The 19,094-nt window shown below is 64.7% G+C and carries 20 protein-coding genes and 1 pseudogene; 5 read left to right on the top strand and 16 right to left on the bottom strand.

The features are described 5' to 3' along the window. Window positions 1-61 precede the first annotated feature (61 nt). Window positions 62-322, bottom strand: coding sequence for a hypothetical protein (locus tag THIMADRAFT_RS16300; RefSeq protein ID WP_007194177.1), 261 nt, complete (start codon window positions 320-322; stop codon window positions 62-64). 200 nt (window positions 323-522) lie between these two features. Here THIMADRAFT_RS16300 and THIMADRAFT_RS16295 point away from each other — a divergent pair, with 200 nt between their 5' ends. Further along, window positions 523-1,500 carry a PDC sensor domain-containing protein gene (locus THIMADRAFT_RS16295; protein ID WP_007194176.1) on the top strand — a complete coding sequence of 326 codons (978 nt, stop codon included), beginning with the start codon at window positions 523-525 and terminating at the stop codon, window positions 1,498-1,500. 116 nt (window positions 1,501-1,616) lie between these two features. On the opposite strand, the gene THIMADRAFT_RS16290 is transcribed toward THIMADRAFT_RS16295, so the two are convergent. Further along, window positions 1,617-1,895 carry a hypothetical protein gene (locus THIMADRAFT_RS16290; RefSeq protein WP_007194175.1) on the bottom strand — a complete coding sequence of 93 codons (279 nt, stop codon included), beginning with the start codon at window positions 1,893-1,895 and terminating at the stop codon, window positions 1,617-1,619. Window positions 1,896-2,142: 247 nt separating this feature from the next. Between THIMADRAFT_RS16290 and THIMADRAFT_RS16285 the strand changes: the two genes are divergently transcribed. Together THIMADRAFT_RS16285 and THIMADRAFT_RS16280 are read left to right on the top strand one after the other, a co-directional pair. After that, window positions 2,143-2,943 carry a DUF2092 domain-containing protein gene (locus tag THIMADRAFT_RS16285; protein WP_007194174.1) on the top strand — a complete coding sequence of 267 codons (801 nt, stop codon included), beginning with the start codon at window positions 2,143-2,145 and terminating at the stop codon, window positions 2,941-2,943. Next, on the top strand, window positions 2,943-3,263 hold the full coding sequence (locus tag THIMADRAFT_RS16280) for a DUF6515 family protein (protein WP_007194173.1): 321 nt from the start codon (window positions 2,943-2,945) through the stop codon (window positions 3,261-3,263). Before THIMADRAFT_RS16285 ends, THIMADRAFT_RS16280 begins: the two co-directional genes overlap by 1 nt. A 694-nt stretch (window positions 3,264-3,957) precedes the next feature. Here THIMADRAFT_RS16280 and THIMADRAFT_RS16275 read toward each other — a convergent pair. The 10 genes and pseudogenes from THIMADRAFT_RS16275 to THIMADRAFT_RS16230 all read right to left on the bottom strand — a co-directional run. Continuing rightward, window positions 3,958-4,758 (bottom strand): annotated as a pseudogene (locus tag THIMADRAFT_RS16275) (IS91 family transposase); the annotation flags it as partial. 200 nt (window positions 4,759-4,958) lie between these two features. Next, window positions 4,959-7,412 (bottom strand): proton-conducting transporter transmembrane domain-containing protein, encoded by a 2,454-nt coding sequence (locus THIMADRAFT_RS26740; RefSeq protein ID WP_007194171.1) that lies wholly within the window; start codon window positions 7,410-7,412, stop codon window positions 4,959-4,961. Beyond that, complete coding sequence (locus THIMADRAFT_RS16265; protein ID WP_007194170.1) at window positions 7,409-8,908, bottom strand: proton-conducting transporter transmembrane domain-containing protein; 1,500 nt, start codon at window positions 8,906-8,908, stop codon at window positions 7,409-7,411. Before THIMADRAFT_RS16265 ends, THIMADRAFT_RS26740 begins: the two co-directional genes overlap by 4 nt. Further along, on the bottom strand, window positions 8,905-10,344 hold the full coding sequence (locus THIMADRAFT_RS16260; RefSeq protein ID WP_007194169.1) for a complex I subunit 5 family protein: 1,440 nt from the start codon (window positions 10,342-10,344) through the stop codon (window positions 8,905-8,907). Before THIMADRAFT_RS16260 ends, THIMADRAFT_RS16265 begins: the two co-directional genes overlap by 4 nt. Further along, window positions 10,337-10,630, bottom strand: coding sequence for a Na+/H+ antiporter subunit C (locus THIMADRAFT_RS16255; RefSeq protein WP_007194168.1), 294 nt, complete (start codon window positions 10,628-10,630; stop codon window positions 10,337-10,339). The genes THIMADRAFT_RS16260 and THIMADRAFT_RS16255 overlap by 8 nt, the downstream gene beginning before the upstream one ends. Further along, complete coding sequence (locus THIMADRAFT_RS16250) at window positions 10,627-11,310, bottom strand: MnhB domain-containing protein (RefSeq protein WP_007194167.1); 684 nt, start codon at window positions 11,308-11,310, stop codon at window positions 10,627-10,629. The genes THIMADRAFT_RS16255 and THIMADRAFT_RS16250 overlap by 4 nt, the downstream gene beginning before the upstream one ends. Next, on the bottom strand, window positions 11,307-11,594 hold the full coding sequence (locus THIMADRAFT_RS16245; protein WP_007194166.1) for a Na(+)/H(+) antiporter subunit B: 288 nt from the start codon (window positions 11,592-11,594) through the stop codon (window positions 11,307-11,309). The genes THIMADRAFT_RS16250 and THIMADRAFT_RS16245 overlap by 4 nt, the downstream gene beginning before the upstream one ends. Continuing rightward, window positions 11,591-11,887, bottom strand: a complete 297-nt coding sequence (locus tag THIMADRAFT_RS16240) for a cation:proton antiporter (RefSeq protein WP_007194165.1) — start codon at window positions 11,885-11,887, stop codon at window positions 11,591-11,593. Before THIMADRAFT_RS16240 ends, THIMADRAFT_RS16245 begins: the two co-directional genes overlap by 4 nt. A gap of 4 nt (window positions 11,888-11,891) precedes the next feature. Continuing rightward, window positions 11,892-12,155: a monovalent cation/H+ antiporter complex subunit F gene (locus tag THIMADRAFT_RS16235; protein ID WP_007194164.1), complete on the bottom strand. Its 264-nt coding sequence runs from the start codon at window positions 12,153-12,155 to the stop codon at window positions 11,892-11,894. Continuing rightward, the gene (locus THIMADRAFT_RS16230; RefSeq protein ID WP_007194163.1) at window positions 12,152-12,727 is read right to left on the bottom strand and encodes a Na+/H+ antiporter subunit E; all 576 of its coding nucleotides are present in this window, start codon (window positions 12,725-12,727) and stop codon (window positions 12,152-12,154) included. Before THIMADRAFT_RS16230 ends, THIMADRAFT_RS16235 begins: the two co-directional genes overlap by 4 nt. Window positions 12,728-13,256: 529 nt before the next feature. On the opposite strand from THIMADRAFT_RS16230, the gene THIMADRAFT_RS16225 reads away from it, so the two are divergent. Continuing rightward, window positions 13,257-13,997 (top strand): DUF502 domain-containing protein, encoded by a 741-nt coding sequence (locus tag THIMADRAFT_RS16225; RefSeq protein ID WP_007194162.1) that lies wholly within the window; start codon window positions 13,257-13,259, stop codon window positions 13,995-13,997. A 28-nt stretch (window positions 13,998-14,025) separates the two neighbouring features. After that, window positions 14,026-15,156 (top strand): DUF2333 family protein, encoded by a 1,131-nt coding sequence (locus tag THIMADRAFT_RS16220; protein ID WP_007194161.1) that lies wholly within the window; start codon window positions 14,026-14,028, stop codon window positions 15,154-15,156. Between the two features lie 186 nt (window positions 15,157-15,342). Here THIMADRAFT_RS16220 and THIMADRAFT_RS16215 read toward each other — a convergent pair whose 3' ends face one another. The 4 genes from THIMADRAFT_RS16215 to THIMADRAFT_RS16200 form a co-directional block, all read right to left on the bottom strand. Next, entirely contained in the window at window positions 15,343-16,635 is a 1,293-nt protein-coding gene (locus tag THIMADRAFT_RS16215) for an FCSD flavin-binding domain-containing protein (protein ID WP_007194160.1), read from the bottom strand. 22 nt (window positions 16,636-16,657) lie between these two features. After that, window positions 16,658-17,275, bottom strand: coding sequence for a c-type cytochrome (locus THIMADRAFT_RS16210; protein WP_007194159.1), 618 nt, complete (start codon window positions 17,273-17,275; stop codon window positions 16,658-16,660). A 133-nt stretch (window positions 17,276-17,408) separates the two neighbouring features. Continuing rightward, the gene (locus THIMADRAFT_RS16205) at window positions 17,409-18,404 is read right to left on the bottom strand and encodes an ankyrin repeat domain-containing protein (RefSeq protein WP_007194158.1); all 996 of its coding nucleotides are present in this window, start codon (window positions 18,402-18,404) and stop codon (window positions 17,409-17,411) included. A 31-nt stretch (window positions 18,405-18,435) separates the two neighbouring features. Then, entirely contained in the window at window positions 18,436-19,029 is a 594-nt protein-coding gene (locus THIMADRAFT_RS16200) for a NapC/NirT family cytochrome c (protein ID WP_007194157.1), read from the bottom strand. Window positions 19,030-19,094: the final 65 nt, after the last annotated feature.

The raw sequence follows: 19,094 nt of genomic DNA, 5'->3' as shown, positions 1-19,094 counted from the left end.
CTTCGCGCCTTTCGAACGTCTTGTTTCGGAACTGCGGGGCGAGGCAGTCCGAGCTGCTGCTTTACTCGACCGCCGCGACGATGATCGGCTCGCCGAGCTGCACGGTGCCCACGGGTGCGATCCGCGACGCGACAACCGCGCTCGGGTCGGGCGTCGGTGTGGCGTGAGGGTTGGCCACGACCAAAAACGATGCGGTCAGAACGATGGCTCCGCCGACCGTGCGTGTGGCAACCTTGCCCGCATCCATCGATGCGAGTCGCTCACGAAGACGTGTTGCCGCCTCAACGATGTTCGACACATCGGCTGCTGTTGGAATGCGCATCTCGAGTCTTCTCCTAAGGTTTTCGGCTGTAACGCAAACGTCGATGATTTCGAGGCGAATCCAAATGCCTAATCCTTCCGATTCGGTCGGGATTTCGTTCGTATTTCTCGACGTTCCCGATCATAGCCTCAAGCGCGATCGGCTCATCCGGTCGATTCCGGATAGAATCCGCCCTTCACTCGAACGGGGAGATCCTTGCGATGAGCCAAGCGCTCAAAACGGTCGTCGCACGTCAACGTATCCTCTTGCAGGGCCGCCTGGCGGCATCGCTCGGGCGGCTGGTCGAGCCGTGTCGCGCGCCCTGGCCGGATCGCGCCGCCCTGGAGCGCATCCTCCTCGAGGCATTGCCGACGCTGGCATCCTGCAAGTATCTGTATGTGCTCGACCATGAGGCTCGCCAACTGACCGCGAACGTTTCCCCGCAGGGCCTGCTGCCGGAGCATTGCGGTCGGGATCGGCGCGAACGCCCCTACCTGGCAGAGGCGCTCGCCGGCGAGCGTTTTTCGCTGTCGCCCGTCTATATCAGCCGCAACGCACGTCGCCCCTCCCTCACCGCCATTCAGCGAATCGAGGACGAGGAGGGCGTCCTGCTGGGCTACCTCGGTGCCGACTTCGATCTGCGCGAGCTTCCGCTGACCCGCGAGCTCTACGAGCAGCCGGATCAATGGCTCCAGCTCAAAGGTGATCCGGCGATCCGCGGCGGTCTGTTCGATCAACAGCGCGTCGAGAGCCTGATGGACGGGCACATCGACCAGATCCTCGATCTCATCGTCGAGCTGATCGCCGCGCACGGGGTCTTTCACGGCAAGCTGCATTTCTCCAGCTCGCGCGCGACCCTCTGGCTGGTCGACGACCCCTTTCGGTTCCGGATTCTCGACTTCGAGGACCTCGCGGATCCGGGCACCTGCCTCGCCTATCCGCAGCGCCCCTATCCGGTCGATGCAGATATTCCGTCGGAGCGTATCGCCGAGGTCTTCAAGACCTTCCGGGCGCTGCGCTTCATGGACGAGAACATTTACTTGCGCTCGGGGTCGCTCAACATCTACAACGGCATCGTCGGGCTGAATTTCTCATGCGATGGCTCGCACTACATGCCTTGGGGCGACTTCCTGCACAAGAGTCTCGACTTTTGGATCGGCACGGGCGAGGCCTGCGCCCTGGAGGGCGGCAACGGCTGAGACGAGGCGCGCCGAGAGGTTGCGCGGCAGCGATGCAGGCGCGACGGTGAGCGGGCGCGTTCTTCGCGGTGGCGCGGCGGAGTCAACCGGACTCGGATTCGGCAAGCGTCCGACATCTACCCGGACTGCTCGTTCTCCAATGCCTTCTTGGTGATCTCCTGATACAGCGCTACGGCGCGCGTATAGATCCCCTGCAGGTCCGGCCGCCGATCGACGTAGCGCTTGATGTCTTCCGCGTCCTCCAGCACCGCATGGAGGTGGGCGAGGTCGGTGTCGTCGAGTCTCTCGCCGCGGTCCACCTTCAACTTGATGTCGAGGGCGCGTGGAAGCCGAAACTTCTCGAAGCGATCGAGAATGGCGACGATGACACCGTCTTGGTGCGAGGTCTCGGTCATGATGCTGTCCCAGGAGATTGGATTGATTGCGCGTCCGCGCCGATCGGTGCGTGAAGCGCCGAGACCAAAAGAATACGCTTGCGCCTCCGGGATCGGAACTGTCTTCGAAGGCAGGTCTTCATCAGTCGGTTCAGGCGTGGAGTTCAGCGGCGTGAGCCTGCCTCGGCATTGACCCGCCGAGGTCTCCGCAGCTGTCTTCCGGGTCCAGGTTTGGCTTTCGGAATCATCAACAGAAGAGGACACTCCATTGATCCAGCGATGTTTGCGAATACTCCCCGGTCGGGGGTTCGTTCAGGCGACGGGCATCGCCTTGAGCCTCGGGTTCGCGGGCGGCGCTGCGGCGACCGAGCAGGGCGTCGATCCCGAAGCGGATCGGATCCTGCGCGCTATGTCGAGCTATCTGGGCGGTCTGGCCGCCTTCAGCGTACAGGCCGATGTGGATGACGAGATCATCGATCTCGCCGGCCAGAAGCTGCAGATGAGCAGCTCTGCAAGCCTGTTGGTCGAGCGGCCCGATCACTTCCATGCCCATCGGCGCGGCCCCGCGGCCGATCTGGAGGTCCTCTTCGACGGCCAGACCCTGACATTGCATGGCAAGCGCCTCCAGATCTACGCCCGGGTCGACGCGCCCGGCACCATCGAGCAGGCGGTAACCGAGCTGCGTGCGGCGACGGGCTTCGACGCCCCGGCGGGCGATCTGCTCTATGCCGATCCCTATCCGGGCTTGATGACCGACGTGAGCGCGGGTGCGTATCTCGGAACCGCCTATGTCGACGGGACCGAGGCCCATCATCTCGCGTTCCGGGCCACCAAGGTCGACTGGCAGATCTGGGTCCGCACCGGCGACGCGCCGCTGCCGCTGAAATATGTCATCACCAGCAAATGGGTCACCGGCGCCCCGCAATACGCGGTGCGGTTCCGCGACTGGGATACGGCGCCGAAGATCCCGGCCGATCGCTTTACCTTCGTCGCGCCCGAGGGTGCCCGTCAATTGGAAAGGCTCTCGGTCGACGACCTGGGCACGCTCATGATCGAGGAGACTCCGTGATGAAGAAACGCCGTCCAATCAACTCCATCGTCATGGGAACCGGACTCATCGCCGCAGCGCTCATGGTCGATGGCTGGCTACCCATCGGCATCGCGATCAAGGATGCGCACGCAGTCGTGGGGCGTCCTATGACGCCCGGAAGCGTGGCCGGTGTCGCCCGCCGTACCACGCGCCGGACGATTCGCCGCTCGGCGGTCTATGTGTCCACACTGCCTGCGGCTTGTCGCACGGTCGTGATCGACGGCACCTCCTTGTACAGCTGCGGCGGAACCTACTATCAACCATACGGCGGACGGTACGCGGTGGTGTACGTCGACTGATGCCGATGTTTTTTGGCCGGGAACGATGGCCCGGCCGGCTTTGTTAAGGGTTATTAGATGCCTGCCGTCGCGGGATTACGGTGGAGGCTGGCACGGCATTGAAGCGGGCTGAAGACTAAGACTCGGAGCGTGAGCGGCGGTAGGCGTCTGATACGCCTCGAGGGAGGTAACCGCGGGAGGTTGGCTCGGGGCTATGGGGATTTGAGGGGCGCGGTCTCGGCGTGAGCGGTCCGGAAAGCGGATCGGGTCTGCGCGGATGGGCTGGTCGAGCCTCCCCGGCGCGGGTCATGGCCCAAGCGTTGGCCATCGGCAGCTTGGCGGTCATCTTCGCTTTGCCCCTGATCGGGAGTTGAGGCACAACCCGTCCGTGACCGGTGCCGAGCCGGCGCATCGGGCGCCGATTCTGCGCCGCCGTCGCGGGGTCGTGGGTGGCGCTCATGGCGAAGCACTGCGCGGTTAAGGGGCAGCGCGTGGGAGGTGGCCTCGCGCGAAAATCTCGATGATCCTAGATCCGGCAGTTGAACGCCCCCTAGAGTGCGTCCCGCGCGGTGTCCGGCAAGGCGTAACGAGGCGGCGTAGTGGTTCCACGCCAACGCGTTGCAATGCAGCCGGGCGCCGCGCGGGGCGTGCTCCGGGGGCGTAGCGGCCTTCACCCGGCGGGTGATCCCTCGGACGACCACGATCTTCAAGGCAGTCAAAGCCTTGCATGAAGCACGAAGCGGTCAACTGCCGGATCTAGGATGATACGCAGAGGGGCGCCACAACACGGACAGGGCCGAGCCGTGGTGGTGCTCGGATCCGGCAACGCAGCCGCTTCGGTCGCGAGCGGGATGGCGAGGCCCGGGGTGGCCGGGGTGGTCAACAGCGCGCGAGCGCGCTCCAAGTTCCGCACGCGTGCTGTATTGGCCAGCAGCCCGTAATGTCGAATGGGATGCAAGCCGGAGGGCAGGACGTGCAGCAGGAAGCGGCGCATGAACTCCTCCGGCGCAAGGGTCATGCGCTTGCGGTGGTGGCGCCCGCCGGCACGGTAGTCCTTCCAGGTAAAGGTGATGCCCTTCGCATCATCGGCGATCAGGCGAGGGTTGGCGATCGCCATGCGGTGGGTATAGCGTGACAGATAGGCGAGCACCTCTTCGGGTCCGGCAAACGGTGCCTTGGCATAGACCACCCACTCCTGCCGGCGCAGCGGAGCCAGCCAGGCGGCGAAGGCATCGGGCGCGGCCAGGTGCGCGTGCTCGCCGAAGAACGCCACGTGTCCGGCCTGATGCGCGGCACTGAGTTGCTTGAGGAAACGCCGCCGGAACAACCGAGAGAGCACGCGCACGGGCAGAAAGAATCCGGTCCGGCAAGCGACCCAGCGTGACCCATCCGCCGAGAGTCCTCCGCCCGTCACGATACAGTGCACGCGCGGGTGATGAGTCATCGCCGAGCCCCGGGTCGGTGATGCCCCATCCTCCCACACTTTCTCCCAAAGGGCGGCGACGTCTATCCTGACACCTGGTGATCCCGATTAGGTAACGACCGACTGGAGAGCTGTGTGCGGGAGAACCGCCTGCACAGTTCGGCGGGCGGGGAGGACGTCAGTCCTTCCAGACCTATCAATGGACGCTTGCAGTGACAAAGAAGTCCCGAGACGGAGTTGGTGATGGTCGATTGCGAACGTCGTGCGCCTACAGGCAGGTTGGACTCTCCGGTCTAATCGGTCTCGCGCAGCCGATCGAGCAGATCGAATGTAATGGCGCCCGTGGGTTCGATCCCGCGATCGGTCTGGAAACGTCTGATCGCGTCGCGGGTGCGGGGACCGATGAGGCCATCGGCCGCGCCGGGGTTGAAGCCGAGCGCGTCAAGGCGGGTCTGGATCAGCAGAACTAAAGCGTTCGATAGGGGCGGGGCATCGACACGTTGGAGCGCACCGTCCGCGGAGACACATCGGGCTAAAACGACTTCCCGACCGCTCGCGGCGTCACGGAAGATGTAGGGCTCTCCGGGATCGCACGGCCGCTCGGCGGACTCGGGCTGCGGCGAAGGCGACCCTGCCGTGACAAGGCCCACATCCGCTGATTCGGCCGATTCACTCGGCGCATCGGCCGAGGCAGCCTCCGGCTCGGCGGTCGGGGAGAGCGTGTCCGGCCGAGCGGCCGGCCCGGTGCTCGGCTGTGTGCTCGGGTCCGGATCCGTGACGCGGGGCGGCGCAGGGGGATCGGCCGGCACGGCATCGGGCGAGACCGAGGACGGCGGCGGTGCCGTGAAGGGACGCCCCTCGTCACGATCGACTCGGGAAAAGGGCGGTCTCTGCGTCGGCAAGACCAGGGCCAAGACGATCATCAGCGTCATGATGCCGAGCCAGAGGCCCCCGGCAAGAGGCCAAGCGGTCAGCCGGTGGTCCAGATCGGAGGGCGGGCGCCGAGCGAGCTTGCTCAGGCGCTTCCGAAGTTGCGCCGCTATCCGATCGGATGCATTGCGATAGGCGCGGATCGACCAGCGTAGGGTCCAGCGTGCACTCATCAGGAGCGGGCGTACGAGCCCGAGAAGATCGCCAGGCTTCACGCTGTCGACCAGGGGCGCCAGCGCCGCCGGCCGCCGTGCGGCGAGGATGGCGACGGGAAGCGCCAGCAGGCCCGCCAGTGCGATGAGCCGGACATCGGTTAGCCAAGCCGTTGGTGATCCGAGCAACAAGGGATAGAGGATCACCAAGCCGATCAGCGGAACCCAGCCAATGAGCGCCCAAGTGACCCGTGGCATCGGGTTTGCGACCGGAGCGCGCCGGGAGTGATCCGCACCCTCCCCGGAAGTCTCGAGCCGCGCGCCGAACCCAAACCATCGCGCCACTCGGTCTCGATCAAAAAACCTCTTTGAAGCGCTTTCCGCTTGGATCTCCTGGTTCACGCCTGGATCGTGATCCGCGGGAACATCGAGATCCGCTCCCTGGACGCCCTTCAAACCCCACATCAACCAGACGAACCGCACCATCATCCAGGCCGTGGCGACGGTGGTCAGTGCGACCGCGACCTGCAGCCACGCCCAATCCGAATCGACGAAAATGGGTTTGATCCCGTATTTGGCCACGGCGCCGCTCGTGAGGGGCACGGCGGCCATCGATAAGGCCAGCAGCACGAGCCCGCCGAAGACCAATCCCTGTGCCCCCGAGGATTTGCGAAGCCCGATGCCGAGAAAGAGGCCGCCCTTCGTCAGCGCGTGATGGCCGGCGTAGAGCGCCAACCCGGTGGCCGCGACCGGAGCCATCGCGGGCTCGATCAGCATGAGTCCCAAGGTGATCGCCATGAGCCCCATCTTGCCGACGCTCGAGTAGGCGAGCAGGACCTTGGGGTTGGACTGAACAAGACCGATAGGGGCGGAATACAAGGCCGTCGCCAGTCCGGCAAAGACGAACAGCACCCCCCAGCCCGGCAAGGCGATCTCGCCGACGGGCAGGAACCTCAGCCAGCCGAGCAGGGCGACCTTGATCATGGCGCCGCTGAGCACCGCACTGGCCGGAATGGGTGCGGCCGGATGGGCGAGCGGAAGCCAGACATGGAGCGGGATCAGGCCGGCCTTCACCGCGAGACCCAGCACCAGGAGGGTGATCGCGAGGTCGTCGAGCTCGGCCAGATCCTCCGGTGTCGGCAGGATCGACCCGGTGGTGGAGGCGATCATGACCAATGCCGCGAACAGGGCAAGCTCCGCGCCCAGGGTCAAGACGAGATAGACCTTGCCGGCCTTCAAGGCGCTGCGGTCGCCCTCGTGGATCACCAGGCCGTAGGAGGAGAGCCCCATGAGCGCAAAGCCGACATAGAAGCTGACCAGATCCTGACCGACGATCAACCAGAGGTTGCCGGCCATCGCCAGCAGAAAGAAGGTATTGAAGCGCCCTACGTGCGGGGTGCCGCGCATGCTCGCAACGGCATGGATTCCGGCCGCGATCCAGAGGATCGAGGTGAAGATCAGGAAGATGCGTCCGATCTCGTCGAGACCGACATGCGCGCCGAGCAGGAGCCAGGGCAGGTCGAGCGACTCCCCGATCGGCACCGTCAATGCGGCGACCAGCGCCGGTACGGCGGCCACTGCGGGGCTCCACCAGGTGAGCCGATGCATGGCGAAGGCCGCTGCCAGAAGCGGAATCGCGGCGACGAGCGGGAGGAGCCAGGTCATCGGCCGTACTCCCGCTCGGCGATCAGCGTCGCCCATTCCAGCGGAGAGAATGGCGCGGCTGCGAAGAGTCCGGCGCTCAGCGCAAGCACGGCCGTGATCACCGGCGGCCAAAGCAGGGCGCCCGCGATCTCCGATCGCCCGATCCGGCGGTGCTCCTGCGGCCACTGCGTCGGAGCGGGTCTGAACCAGGCACGGTGAAGGATCGGCAAGAAGTAGGCGGCATTCAGCACGCTGCTGGCAACCAGGACCGCGATGACCCAGTTCGAGCCGGCATCCGCGGCGCCCAGCCCGAGATACCACTTGCTCACGAAGCCCGCGATCGGCGGAACCCCGATCATGCCGAGCGCCCCGACGGTGAAGGCGAGGCTGGTCCAGGGCATGCGCCGCCCGACGCCGTCCATTTCACTGACCTTGTGAACGCCCAGTGCCTCGGCATAATTCCCGGCACAGAAGAAGAGCGTGATCTTCATGAGTCCCTGATGGACCAGATGGACGACGCCGCCGATGGTCGCGATCGGTCCGAAGATCGAGGCGCCGAGCGCGATATAGGACACCTGACTGACGGTCGAGTAGGCGAGCCGTTTCTTTAGGCTGTCCTGGGTCAGGGCCATCAGCGACCCGTAAAGGATCGTGATCGACGCCAGGATGCCGAGCGCCAGGAGCAGACCGTTGGCATAGGCGAAGTCAACGCCGTAGACATCGTAGACCACGCGCACGATCCCGAAGGCCCCGGCCTTCACCACCGCGACCGCGTGCAGCAAGGCGCTCACCGGTGCCGGCGCGACCATCGCCTGCGGTAACCAACCGTGCAGCGGCACCAGGGCCGCCTTCACCCCCAGCCCGGCCAGCAGCACGAAGAAGATCAGGATCAGCTGCACGCGGATCTCTTCGGGGGACAACCCCAGGATACCGCCCTGCGTGAACTCAACCGGGCCGACAAGCGCCTGCAGCCAGATCGCTCCGACCAGGAGCAGGGCGCCGCCGCCCATGGTGTAGGCGAGATAGACCTTGGCCCCGTGCGCGGCATCGGGCGTGCCGCGATGCGCGACCAAGGGATAGGTCGCCAGGGTCAGGACCTCGTAGAAGATCACGAAGGTCAGGAGGTTTCCGGAGAGGGCGATGCCGACCGTGGCCGAGACGCAGATGCTGAAGAAGCCGAAGAAACGGCTGCGGTTCGGCGAATGCTCGAGGTACCCGATCGCATAGACGGTGGTCACCAACCACAGAATCGTGGACAGGGCGACGAAGAGCACCGACAAGGCATCCGCGCTGAGCACCAGGTCCAGCCCGGGTGCGAGCGTCCAGCGGGTTTCGTAGCTCTGGCCGTCGTAGACACCCCCGATCATCCAGATCACCAGGCCGAGTTTGACCAGTGCGCCGGTCATATTCAGGACGGTGCGCAGGCGATGACTTTCTTCCCTCAAGAGGAAGATGAGCATGCCCGGGATCATCGAGCTGAGGAGGATCGCGACCGGCAGCCAGGCGTCGAAGCTCATCCGAATGCTCCCTGCTCGAGCAAGCGCCACAGCGGCTGTGCGGCGATCCCGAGCCCGAAGGTCGCGATCAGCCCGAGCAGCAGTGCCGGAAGCTCGGTGCTTGCGTCGTTGACGAACCGATAGGGCGTGGGCTCCCGATTGAAGGCCCGGCTGAGGACGCGAAAGATGTAGGCGGCCGCGAGCAGCGTGCCGACCATCATCACGACCAGCCACCACCAGAGCCCCAGAATCATTGCCTGCTCGAGCATCATCCACTTGGCGAGAAAGGTCCCGCTCGGCGGCAGGCCGATGAGGGCGACGCCGGCCAATCCGATCGCGAAGGTGGCCGCAGGCAGTGCCTGCGCGGCGCCCCCGAGCTCGTCGATCCGGTCGTGCCCCGCGGTCTTCTGCACCATTCCGGCGGCTAGAAAGAGACCGGCCTTGGCAAAGCCGTGGGTCAGGGCGAGCAAGACGACGGCGGCCAGGAGATTCTCCCGGGCCAGGCCAGGCGGGGTCGCGGCCAGCAGCGGGAAGGCGATGAAGAGGTAGCCCATCTGGGCGACGGTCGAATAGGCCGCGAGCAGTTTGAGCCGCTCGGCACGCAGCGCCCGCCAAGACCCCCAGACGACAGCGCCGGCTCCGAGAATCCCGAGCAGATTCGCAGCGGCCTCGCCGAGCACCGGCGCGAAGACGTCGAGCCAGAGGCGCAAGGCCAGATAGAAGGCGGCCTTCACCACCAGCGCCGATAAGGCGGCGCTTACCGGTGCCGGGGCGTTGGCATGGGCGGGCGGGAGCCAGAAGTGCATCGGAAAGAGGGCGGCCTTCAGGATCAGTCCGCCGATCATCAGGGTCATGGCGGTCCAGGCGACCGGCCCGGGCTCGACGGCCTCGGCTACCAAGCCGATGTCCAGCACCCCGTAGGCGGCGTAGACGAGCGCGACGCCGAGCAGATAGCTCATGGAGCCGAGTAGACCGACCAGCAGGTAGCGCAGATTCGCGGCGACCGCCTCGCGCGTTCCGGTGAGTGCGCCCAAGGCGGCCGCGGACAGGCCGAGAAGCTCCAGCGTCACGTAGAGGTTGAACAGATCGGCCGCAAGGAAGAGTCCGTTCAATGCGCTCCACAGCAGCAGCCAGAGGGGCCAGAAGTGACGTGCGGTCTCGCGTTTGAAGTAGCCACCGGCATAGACGCTGACGGCGAGGGCAACTAAATTGGCCATGGCCAGGAAGGCCGCCGAGAGCCCGTCGGCCTCCAGCGCGATCCCGAGCGGGGCGCCCCAGCCGCCGAGATCGGCCCGCAGGGCGCCTCTGCTCCAGACCTCTGTCGTGACCGTCAACGCGCTCACGGCCGTGATCAGTGCGCCCGCAAGGCCCAGACCGCGCGCGTGGGCGGGCCAGACCGTGACCGCCAGTGCGCCGATCAACGGCAAGGTGACTGCAAGCGGCAGTGCGTCAATCACCGTCTCGATCCAGTCGCTTGCCGAACGCCAAGGCGAGTGCCGTCGCGCTGACGGCGACCACGATCCCGGTCAGTACCAGGGCATGCGGGACCGGATCCGGCGGGGTGTCGATTCCGCGGTAGGCGATCGCGACCAGGAGGTGAAACACACCGGCCCCCATGACGTTGATTGCGATCAGCTTACGCAGCAGCGGCGCATGCACGAGAAACGACCACAGACCGAGGAGCACCAGCAGGATTCCCGATCCGCCGTAGAGGAGCTGGGTACCGAGGACGTGACTGGTCATGCGCTCTCCCGGGTTGCGTGCTCGGGGGCGGGTCTGCCGCCCAAGTAGGCCGCAGCCAGGGTCGCGCCGATGGACAGAGTGGCAGCCGTTTCTATGATCAAGATGAGCCATTTCGCGAGGCCCGCGGGGTAGGTCAGAAAGCCGCCGCCGACAACCGCGAGCAGCACGCCCGTGATCGCGAACACGAAGACGCCGAGCGCAACCAGCGGTCGCAGCCGATCTTCGGACGGAAGCCCGGCGTTGCGATGTCCGGCGAGCGCGAGCATGACGCCTGCCGCGCCCAACAGGGCGCCGGCCTGAAAAGCGCCGCCCGGAGCGTAGGCCCCGACCCACAGCATATAGCCGGCCGAGAGGATCAGCAGGGGGACAAACCCGGCGACCATGCCCTCGAGGACGCTTGCGGCCTTCTGAAAGCCGGGGCCTGCCGCCCCCAAAGACCAGATGCCGAGCAGCGCGGTCAAGAGCACCGCGAGCTCGAGTAGCGTGTCGTAAGCGCGGAAGTTGAGAAGAACCGAGGTGACCGGATTGGACACGCCGCTGTCGGGCACGCGCGCGAGGGCGATTTCGGCGAGCCTGTCGCCCGTCTCGCCCGTGATCGCGAGGAAGAGGGACCAGCCGAGAAGGCCGCCGAGGGCGATCAGTCCGCTCGGGATGACGATGTGCTCCAGAGGCCGAATCACGGCGCGTCTTCCCTGTTGCTGCCTTCGGTCGACACGCTGTTTCGATCCGAGGCGCGTCGCGCCGCGGCCAGCATCAAGGCGCCGCTGAGGCCGGCCCCGATCGCAGCCTCCGCAAGCGCGAGATCGGGCGCACGTAGGCGCGCCCAGACCAACGCGAGCAGCAGCCCGAACGCAATGAAGAGGATCACGGCCCGCCGCGGCTCGCGGCTTGTCAGGGTGACCACGGCAAGCCCGACCAGGGTCAAGGTGAGCAACAGATCGAAGAGCGCGAGCAGCAGGTTCATAGGACGTCCTCGCCGTCGCCGCGCAGCGCGCGTTTGGCGATGAGATGAGCGCCTGTCGCGCCCGCGATCACCACGAGCAGCCAGACCAAGACGAGCTTGAGTGCGTAGAAGATGTCGGGCGCCAGCGGCATCAGCCCGAGCACGATGAAGCCCAGGCCCACGTTGTCGGCCTTGGTCAGGGCATGGAGCCGACTGAATCGGTCTGGAAGACGGATCAGGCCGACCGTTCCGGCAACGAAGAAGAACGCGCCCGCGATCAGCGAGGCGCCGAAGACAAGGTGTAGCGGGTCCATCGAATCAGTCTCCGTTATCCGCGCGTCGCCGTCGCGTGAAGGCCGCGACGGCGACGGCGGCGAGCAGCGAGAAGATGAGCGCGACATCGATCAGTGCCGGGACGGCGAGAACCGGGGCAAGGAGCAGAACGACGCCGATCCCCGATGTCCCCATCAGCTGCGCAGCCATCATTCGGTCCGAAGGGGTCGGGCCGACGGCGACCCGGATCAGCCCCGCCGCAATGCCGGCCATCAGCACGAGTGCTACGCCCAAGAGGAGTGTGCTCACGAGTGATCCTCGGGGCGCGCCGGTTGTTCGAGCGGGCGCGCCGGCGATCGGTGCGCCGTCGTCTGGTCCGGACGGGGTGCGGGAGATTCCCCGAAGATTGCGGCGACGTGGCGTTCGAGCGTCATCAGGTCGCCGACGACCTCCGTACGGACATCGAGGGCGTGTACGGTCACGTGATCTCCGCGCAGATCTGCGCTTAGAGTCCCGGGCAGGAGACTGATGCTGTCGATGAAAACCAAACGCGCCTCCGAGCTTGTCAGGTTGATCCGGTAGTCTTGATTTCCGGGTTGAACGCGCAGCCTCGGGAGCAGCACACGGGCAGCGACATCAAGACCGCCTCGGAGCGATTCGCGCAAGAAATAAGGGATGAATCGGGCCAGGCTCGGCAGCGACAAATTCCGTTTCCGCGGCTCCGAGAGCCTCAAGCTTGCCAGCGTCGCTGCGATCACGAAAGGTCCGCCGACGATCCATGATGCGGGATCCGGCCCGACCAAGACGAGCCAGACGAGCGCGAAGCCGGCCGTTCTGATCAGCACTGCTCGAGGGTGTGCGAAGACGGTCTGAAGGTGCATGGTTCGAGCGTCGAGTCGTGTTGTTTCGTTGCGGGTGCCCGGCGCTGAACCGCGTCCAGGCCGATATGCGTTGTTGTCGTTGTTCGCTCGGCCTCGCAGATATCCTCGATCCCGGCGAGACGCGCTTGATACCGGCGAGCGTCGACGATGTTCCACCGGAATCGTGCACATGAAGAGGCGCGCCTTCTCGGCCGAAAGCTTGATTTGGGGCGTCGACGGCGTCACTCCAATGGGGCTCGATTGGAAAATCGCGCAGGGAAGGATAAGGCGAAGTGAAACGATCCAAAAGACGAATTGATAACGGCGAAAGCCATTCTATCTAAGAGTTTGTGAGGCCGCGAGCAGCTCGGTACGCGCTGTTCTTGGATAAGGATCGGGCCCGGCAGACTTAACGGCCGTCGACGTCGGCGCGGCCTGGCAATTGGTCAAGGAACCTCGCCGGAGTCCGCGCGATCGCTGCAACCGGATCTCCGAAGCGTTCCGGCCCTCGGATTGACCGCAACCGCTCGGCAGCGACCACAGGACATCGATGACACATATTCGGCGAAATCTGCTCACCGGGGTTCTGACCGTGATCCCCCTCATGGTGACCTCCTTCGTCTTCATTTTCTTCCTGGATCTGCTCTCGGGGATCGGGCGACCCAAGGTCATCATCCTCGCCAACGCCGTGCGACCGCTGTCGCCGGAGATCTCCCGCTGGATCCTGGACGTGCCGTGGCTGTCCTCGGCGCTCGCGATCACGCTTACCCTGTTGATGTTGTATCTGCTCGGATGGGCCGTCACACACCTTGTCGGGCGCAGGATCCTGTCCGGTCTCGAGGGCTGGCTCAAGCGCATCCCGTTCGTGACGACGATCTACGGCGCGACGAAGAGGCTCGTCGAGGCATTTCGCAGCGACGGGATGGATAAGCCGCAGAGGGTCGTCTTGATCGAATTCCCCCACAGCGAGATGAAGGCCGTGGGCTTTCACACGCACACCATGATCGACCGGGACACAGGCATCGAGTTGGCGGCGGTCTATGTTCCGACCGCACCGAACCCGACCGGCGGTTACCTCGAGATCGTCCCCGTCGATCGCATCATCCCGCAGGATTGGTCGGTCGACGAGGCCATGACCTTTGTCGTCTCGGGCGGCACGACCGCGCCCGAGACGATCCGATTCACCCGTCCCGGTGCGAGCCGGGGCGAGCGTCCGAGCACGCCGACGTCAGCCGCCTTCGCGGCCGACGGTATCACCTGCCCGCTCGGCGCGCGTGCGGCAAACCGCTGAATTCAAAGCAACCTAGAGGAACGAGGATATGAACGAGAAACCGGCAATGGTGCCGCTGGGCCCCGATGAACGCATGGATCCGCCGCGCAATTCCGGCCACGACTCGGGGAAAGCGGATCAGTCGCGTGTGTCGGATGCGCGATCACACGCCCGGAAGGGGTCGCGATTCTCCGCGCTGCGGATCCTGGCGATCGGAATCACTCTCTATGCCCTCGTGGTGCTTGCGCTTGGCGTCGTCTGGTCTCGTCAGCCTGCGAAATTCGATGTCGCGACGCTCCAGAGCCAAGAGATCGAGACCTACGGAGGCAAGGCGGTGCCCGGGACGGCCGTCGTCGCCGCGGCGATCGGCGTGGGGGAGACGCTCTTGGAGAAGCCCGGTGGATTCCTCTACAACGATCTCACCCCGCCGGGGCTGTATCTGGACAACATGCCGAAATGGGAATACGGGGCGCTCAAGGAGCTTCGTGATTCCGTCCGTGCGCTTCGCAACGATTTCAGCCGCTCCCAGACCCAGTCCATCGAGAGTGAACATGCGAAGCAGGCCGACGTGAAGCTCGCGATCGATGCCTCGTCCTGGCTCCTCCCGTCGGCCGAAGAGGAGTATCGCCAAGCCGTCGATTCCTTGCGTCTGTTCATGCGCGATCTTGCCACGGGGCAAGACCGAAGCGTGCGCTTCTACGCCCGTGCCGACAATCTCGCGGCCTATCTCTCGATCGTCGAGAAGCGGCTCGGCAGCCTTGCGCTGCGCTTGAGTGCGAGCGTGGGCGATCACGAGCTGACCGCTGCCCTGGTGCAAAACGTCGATGGAAGCAATGTCGAGCCCGAGGCGACGCAGGTTGGCTCCGGCGATTCGGCGACGCCTTGGCACCTGGTCGACAACACCTTCTACGAAGCGCGTGGCTATACCTGGGCCTTGTTGCACATGATGAGGGCTATCTCCATCGATTTTGCCGATATCCTCGCCTCCAAGAATGCGGATATGTCTATGCAACAGATCATTCGCGATCTCGAGGGCGCGAGCAAGCCGATGGTCAGTCCGATCGTGCTCAACGGGCACGGCTATGGCTTCGTGGCCAATCACTCCCTGGTGATGGCGTCTTATATCTCGCGCGCCAATGCGGCGGTGCTCGATCTGCGGATTTTGATGCAGCAGGGCTGAACCGCTTCCCTCGTACGTACAGGCGCTGTTGTTGCCTGGTTTCGGCGTTGAGTGAACTAGGCGGCGCTGGAGTTTCTGCGGTTCAGGAGAAGACAAGCGAAAAAGGGGCCTTTCGGCCCCTTCTAACACCATCGCGACGTGATCAACCCAAAACGGGGCTCGATTCGTCGTTCGTTTCGGACATCTTCAGCCGAAGGAGTCCTTCACGATGTTCTTGTACCAGCTGTAGGCGTACTGAACCTCGCGCGCATGCGCCCAATCGGGGGCATCGATCGGTGTGACGCCGCCGGAGCCCTCGACACTGTCGATCGTGCTGCCGTCTGCGGACATCCGATAGACACCGGCGACCGAGATGCCGTAGTCCGTGCCGACGATCGAGTAGCAGGTGTTGACGTAGGACGGCGTCCCCGGCTCTTCGCCCTTGAGCATGGCAACCACGGCAGCCGCGGCGACCTTCGCTTGGCTGTTGGCGGCATAGCCGGATTTCGGCATCGCGCCGGCGATACAGGCATCGCCGATCACATGAATGCCTTTTTGAAGTTTGGACTCGAACGAGATGGCTTCCACCGGGCACCAGCCGCTGTCGTCGGCAAGCCCTGCGGTCTGCGCGATCTCGCCGGCCCGTTGCGGCGGGATGATGTTGATGACGTCGGCCTTGATCTCGTCTCCGAAACCGGTCTCCACCATCATCTCGTCGACCTTCACCAGGCTGACTGCGGCGTCCGGGCCCGGACGCCACTCGATCAGGGAGTCGTCGGTCCCGAAACCGTAGAGACGCTCCCACGCTTGGGTGAAGAGTGCCTGCTTGGAGAACGCCTGCTTGGAGTCGAGGATGATCACCTTCGACTTGGGCTTGTTGGCCTTGAAGTAGTGGGCGATCTGGCTGGCGCGCTCGTAAGGCCCGGGCGGGCAGCGGAAGGGGTTGGCCGGCGCGGAGATGACCACGACGCCGCCGTCGGCCATGTCTTCGAGCTGTTTACGCAGGATCAGGGTCTGCTCGCCGGCCTTCCACGCGTGCGGCGCCTTTTGCGCGGCCTCTTCGCTGTAGCCCTCCACCTTGTCATAGAGGATCTGAACACCGGGCGCGACGATGCATCGGTCGTAGCCGAACTCGGTCCCGCCTGCGGTCTTGACGACCTTCTTCTCGGCGTCGATACCGCTGGCGGTGTCGTGCACCACGTTGACACCGAGCGCCTTGAGCCCGTCGTAGCTGACCTTGAGTGTATCGAAGGCGCGATCGCCGCCGAGCACCTCGTTGCTCAGATAGCAGGTGATGTATTCCTTGTTGGGCTCGATGACCGTGACGTCGATGCTCGAATCCGCCATCTTGATGTATTTGGCCGCAGTCGCCCCGCCGGTTCCGCCGCCGACGATCACGACCTTCTGCGTCGCGCCGAATGCCAGGTGTGGCGCACCGACCAGTCCGACAGCCGTCGCGGCACCGGCAACCTTTACGAAATCACGTCTATTGATCTTCATCTTGTTGTTTCCTCCGGTGGCGTTACTGCTGGCTCGCATAAAAAGCAAACACGGCGGCGAGACCCGCGTCTCCATCCTTCTCGAGAAGGTCGTCCAGCTTGCTTCTCATCTTCTTGGGAATCTCGCGACGATCCTCCCGGAAGTCCGACATGGTGAATTCGAGATAGGGTGTCCACTGGCCGGCGAGGAGGTAGAAATCCTCGGCGTCTTCGCCGGTGTCCGGGTCCCGCAAGGGAATGCCGCCCTCGGCATGGCAATTCTCGCAGTACTTGTCGTGCAGCTTCGCGCCTTGATCCACCAACGCCTTGTCGTAGTCCTGCTGGGCGGGCTGGAACTCCTGGGAGTTGAAGAACGCCGCCATCTTCTCGATCTCCTCCTCCGTGTAGCCCTTGGCGATTCGACCCATGATCGTGGAGTAGATGTCCCCGCTCTTGTAGCCCTCCATCATATCGACGAAAACGATCTGGTTGATCCCGGCGATGATGGGCGATGCCGGTCCGGCACTTTGCCCCAGGGTGCCGTGACAGCCGGCACAGGTATTGGCAAGCATCGATGCGGTGGCATCGGCGTTGGCGCCCGACGATAAGCCGAGCGCGAGCGCGCCGGCAACGAGGGCCAATCTTGGTGAAATCGTGGCCATGCTTCCTCCGAGTGGTCTTTAAAGGTCGTTTCGGTCACATGCGGCAATGCGTGCCGCGATGCAGAAGGGGCGTCCTCGTTGCACCCCTGCGTGCATTGGTGGTGTGCTCGGCGTCGTCGCTCGGACGCCGAGCTCAGGAGCCCGGCCGCTGCGCAAGGAGCGCGGCGGCTTCTTGGTTTCCGCGTTGCTCCGCCAGGTCTGCGGCGGTGCGCCCGTCGCGGTCGACCAAGGCGGGGTTGGCGCGATAGTCCAACAGAAGTCGAATCAACCCCCCGTGGTCCGTGACGACGGCCTCCATCAACGCGGTCGTGCCGTCCTCATCCTGAAGATTCGGATTGGCGCCGCGCTCCAGCAGAAGCTTTGCGGCATCCGGATGCCCTTGGCTGACGGCCAGGATCAGCGGCGTTGCCCCGAGACCGTCGCGTGCATTGACCTCGGCACCCGCATCCAGCAACGCCTGCACGACATGCCAATACCCCGCGTCGGCGGCGATCAACAATGCAGTCTCGCCTTCCTTGTCTCTGGATTCGAGCTCCGCACCCGCGTCGATCAAGAGGTCGACAACCTCGATCTGTCCGTGCGCGGCGGCCAACATCAGCGCGGTGCGCCCGTCCCGGTCCGAGGCCTTGGGATCCGCGCCCCGAAAGAGCAGTTGCTCGGCCATGTCCGAAATCCCGTAACGCGATGCGATCATCAACGGATCCCAGCCGCTGCGGGTGCGATCGTGTACGTTGGCCCCGCGCTCGATCAGGATCGCGGTGATCCCGATATTGCCGTGCTCGGCGGCAAAGGTAAGCGGGGTGCAGCTCGCAACGGTGCGGGCATTCACGTTGGCCCCGCGGCTCAAGAGCAGGGCAACCGTTTCGAGATCGTCGGATTCCACGGCAATCATCAGGGCCGTTTTGCCGAACTCGTTGGCCGCATCCACCGGAACACCCCGATCGAGCAGGTCCGAGACGGCCTCGGTGTCGCCGATCATCGCGGCGAGCCGCAGCTCCTTGCCGAGATCGGGGCTCGAATCATCGCTCGTCGCGGCGCACGCAAGAACCGGAGCGAGCAGCATCGCGCCCGTGAGCACCAGCAGTGCGATCCAGCGCGGATGTCGCGCTGCACGGGGAGTCTGACTCATGACGGACCTCGACGGGTTCGCTGTGATGCGCTCAGGCGGCGTCCGGATCAATGGATGCGCTCTCCTCGGCTGTTGCCGATTCCTCGGGCGGTTCATCAGGGAGCTCGTGTGCGATCCCCTTATGGCAATCGATACAGGTCTGACCGCGATCTTCGGCCGCACCGTGCCTGCTGCGGGCGGAGCGACCCTGGGCCGACAGATCCATATTTGAAAATTCGTGGCAGGAACGGCAGGTGCGCGAATCGTTGGCCTTCATACGATCCCAGACACGATTCGCCATCGTCCATCGGTGCGTCTCGAATTTCTCCGGGGTGTCGATCGTCCCGAGAATCTCATGGTACACGTCCTTGGCGGCCATCAACTTCGCGTGGAGCTTCGGGAAGAACTCGCGCGGCACATGACAATCCGCACAGGTCGCCTGGACACCGGAGGCGTTCTTGAAATGGACGGACTCCCGATATTCGGCGTAGGGGACTTGGAGGCTGTGACAGGAGACGCAGAGCTCCATGCGGTTGGAATAGGCGAGACCGCCGGTCATGGCGCCGGCAAACCCGATACCCGCCACAAACACCAATGCCAAGACGACAAACGATGTCCTGCGTTTGGATGTGCGGGCCTCAGACATAGACATCCTCTTTGCGGCGACGACTTGGGGGGACGTCGTTGGCCGTCGCGGCTCTTGTTGTTGTG

The organism is Thiocapsa marina 5811 (assembly GCF_000223985.1).
GTDB lineage: Bacteria > Pseudomonadota > Gammaproteobacteria > Chromatiales > Chromatiaceae > Thiocapsa > Thiocapsa marina.
Note: the sequence above shows the minus strand (reverse complement) of the source record. Positions and strands in the feature narration are given on the sequence as shown.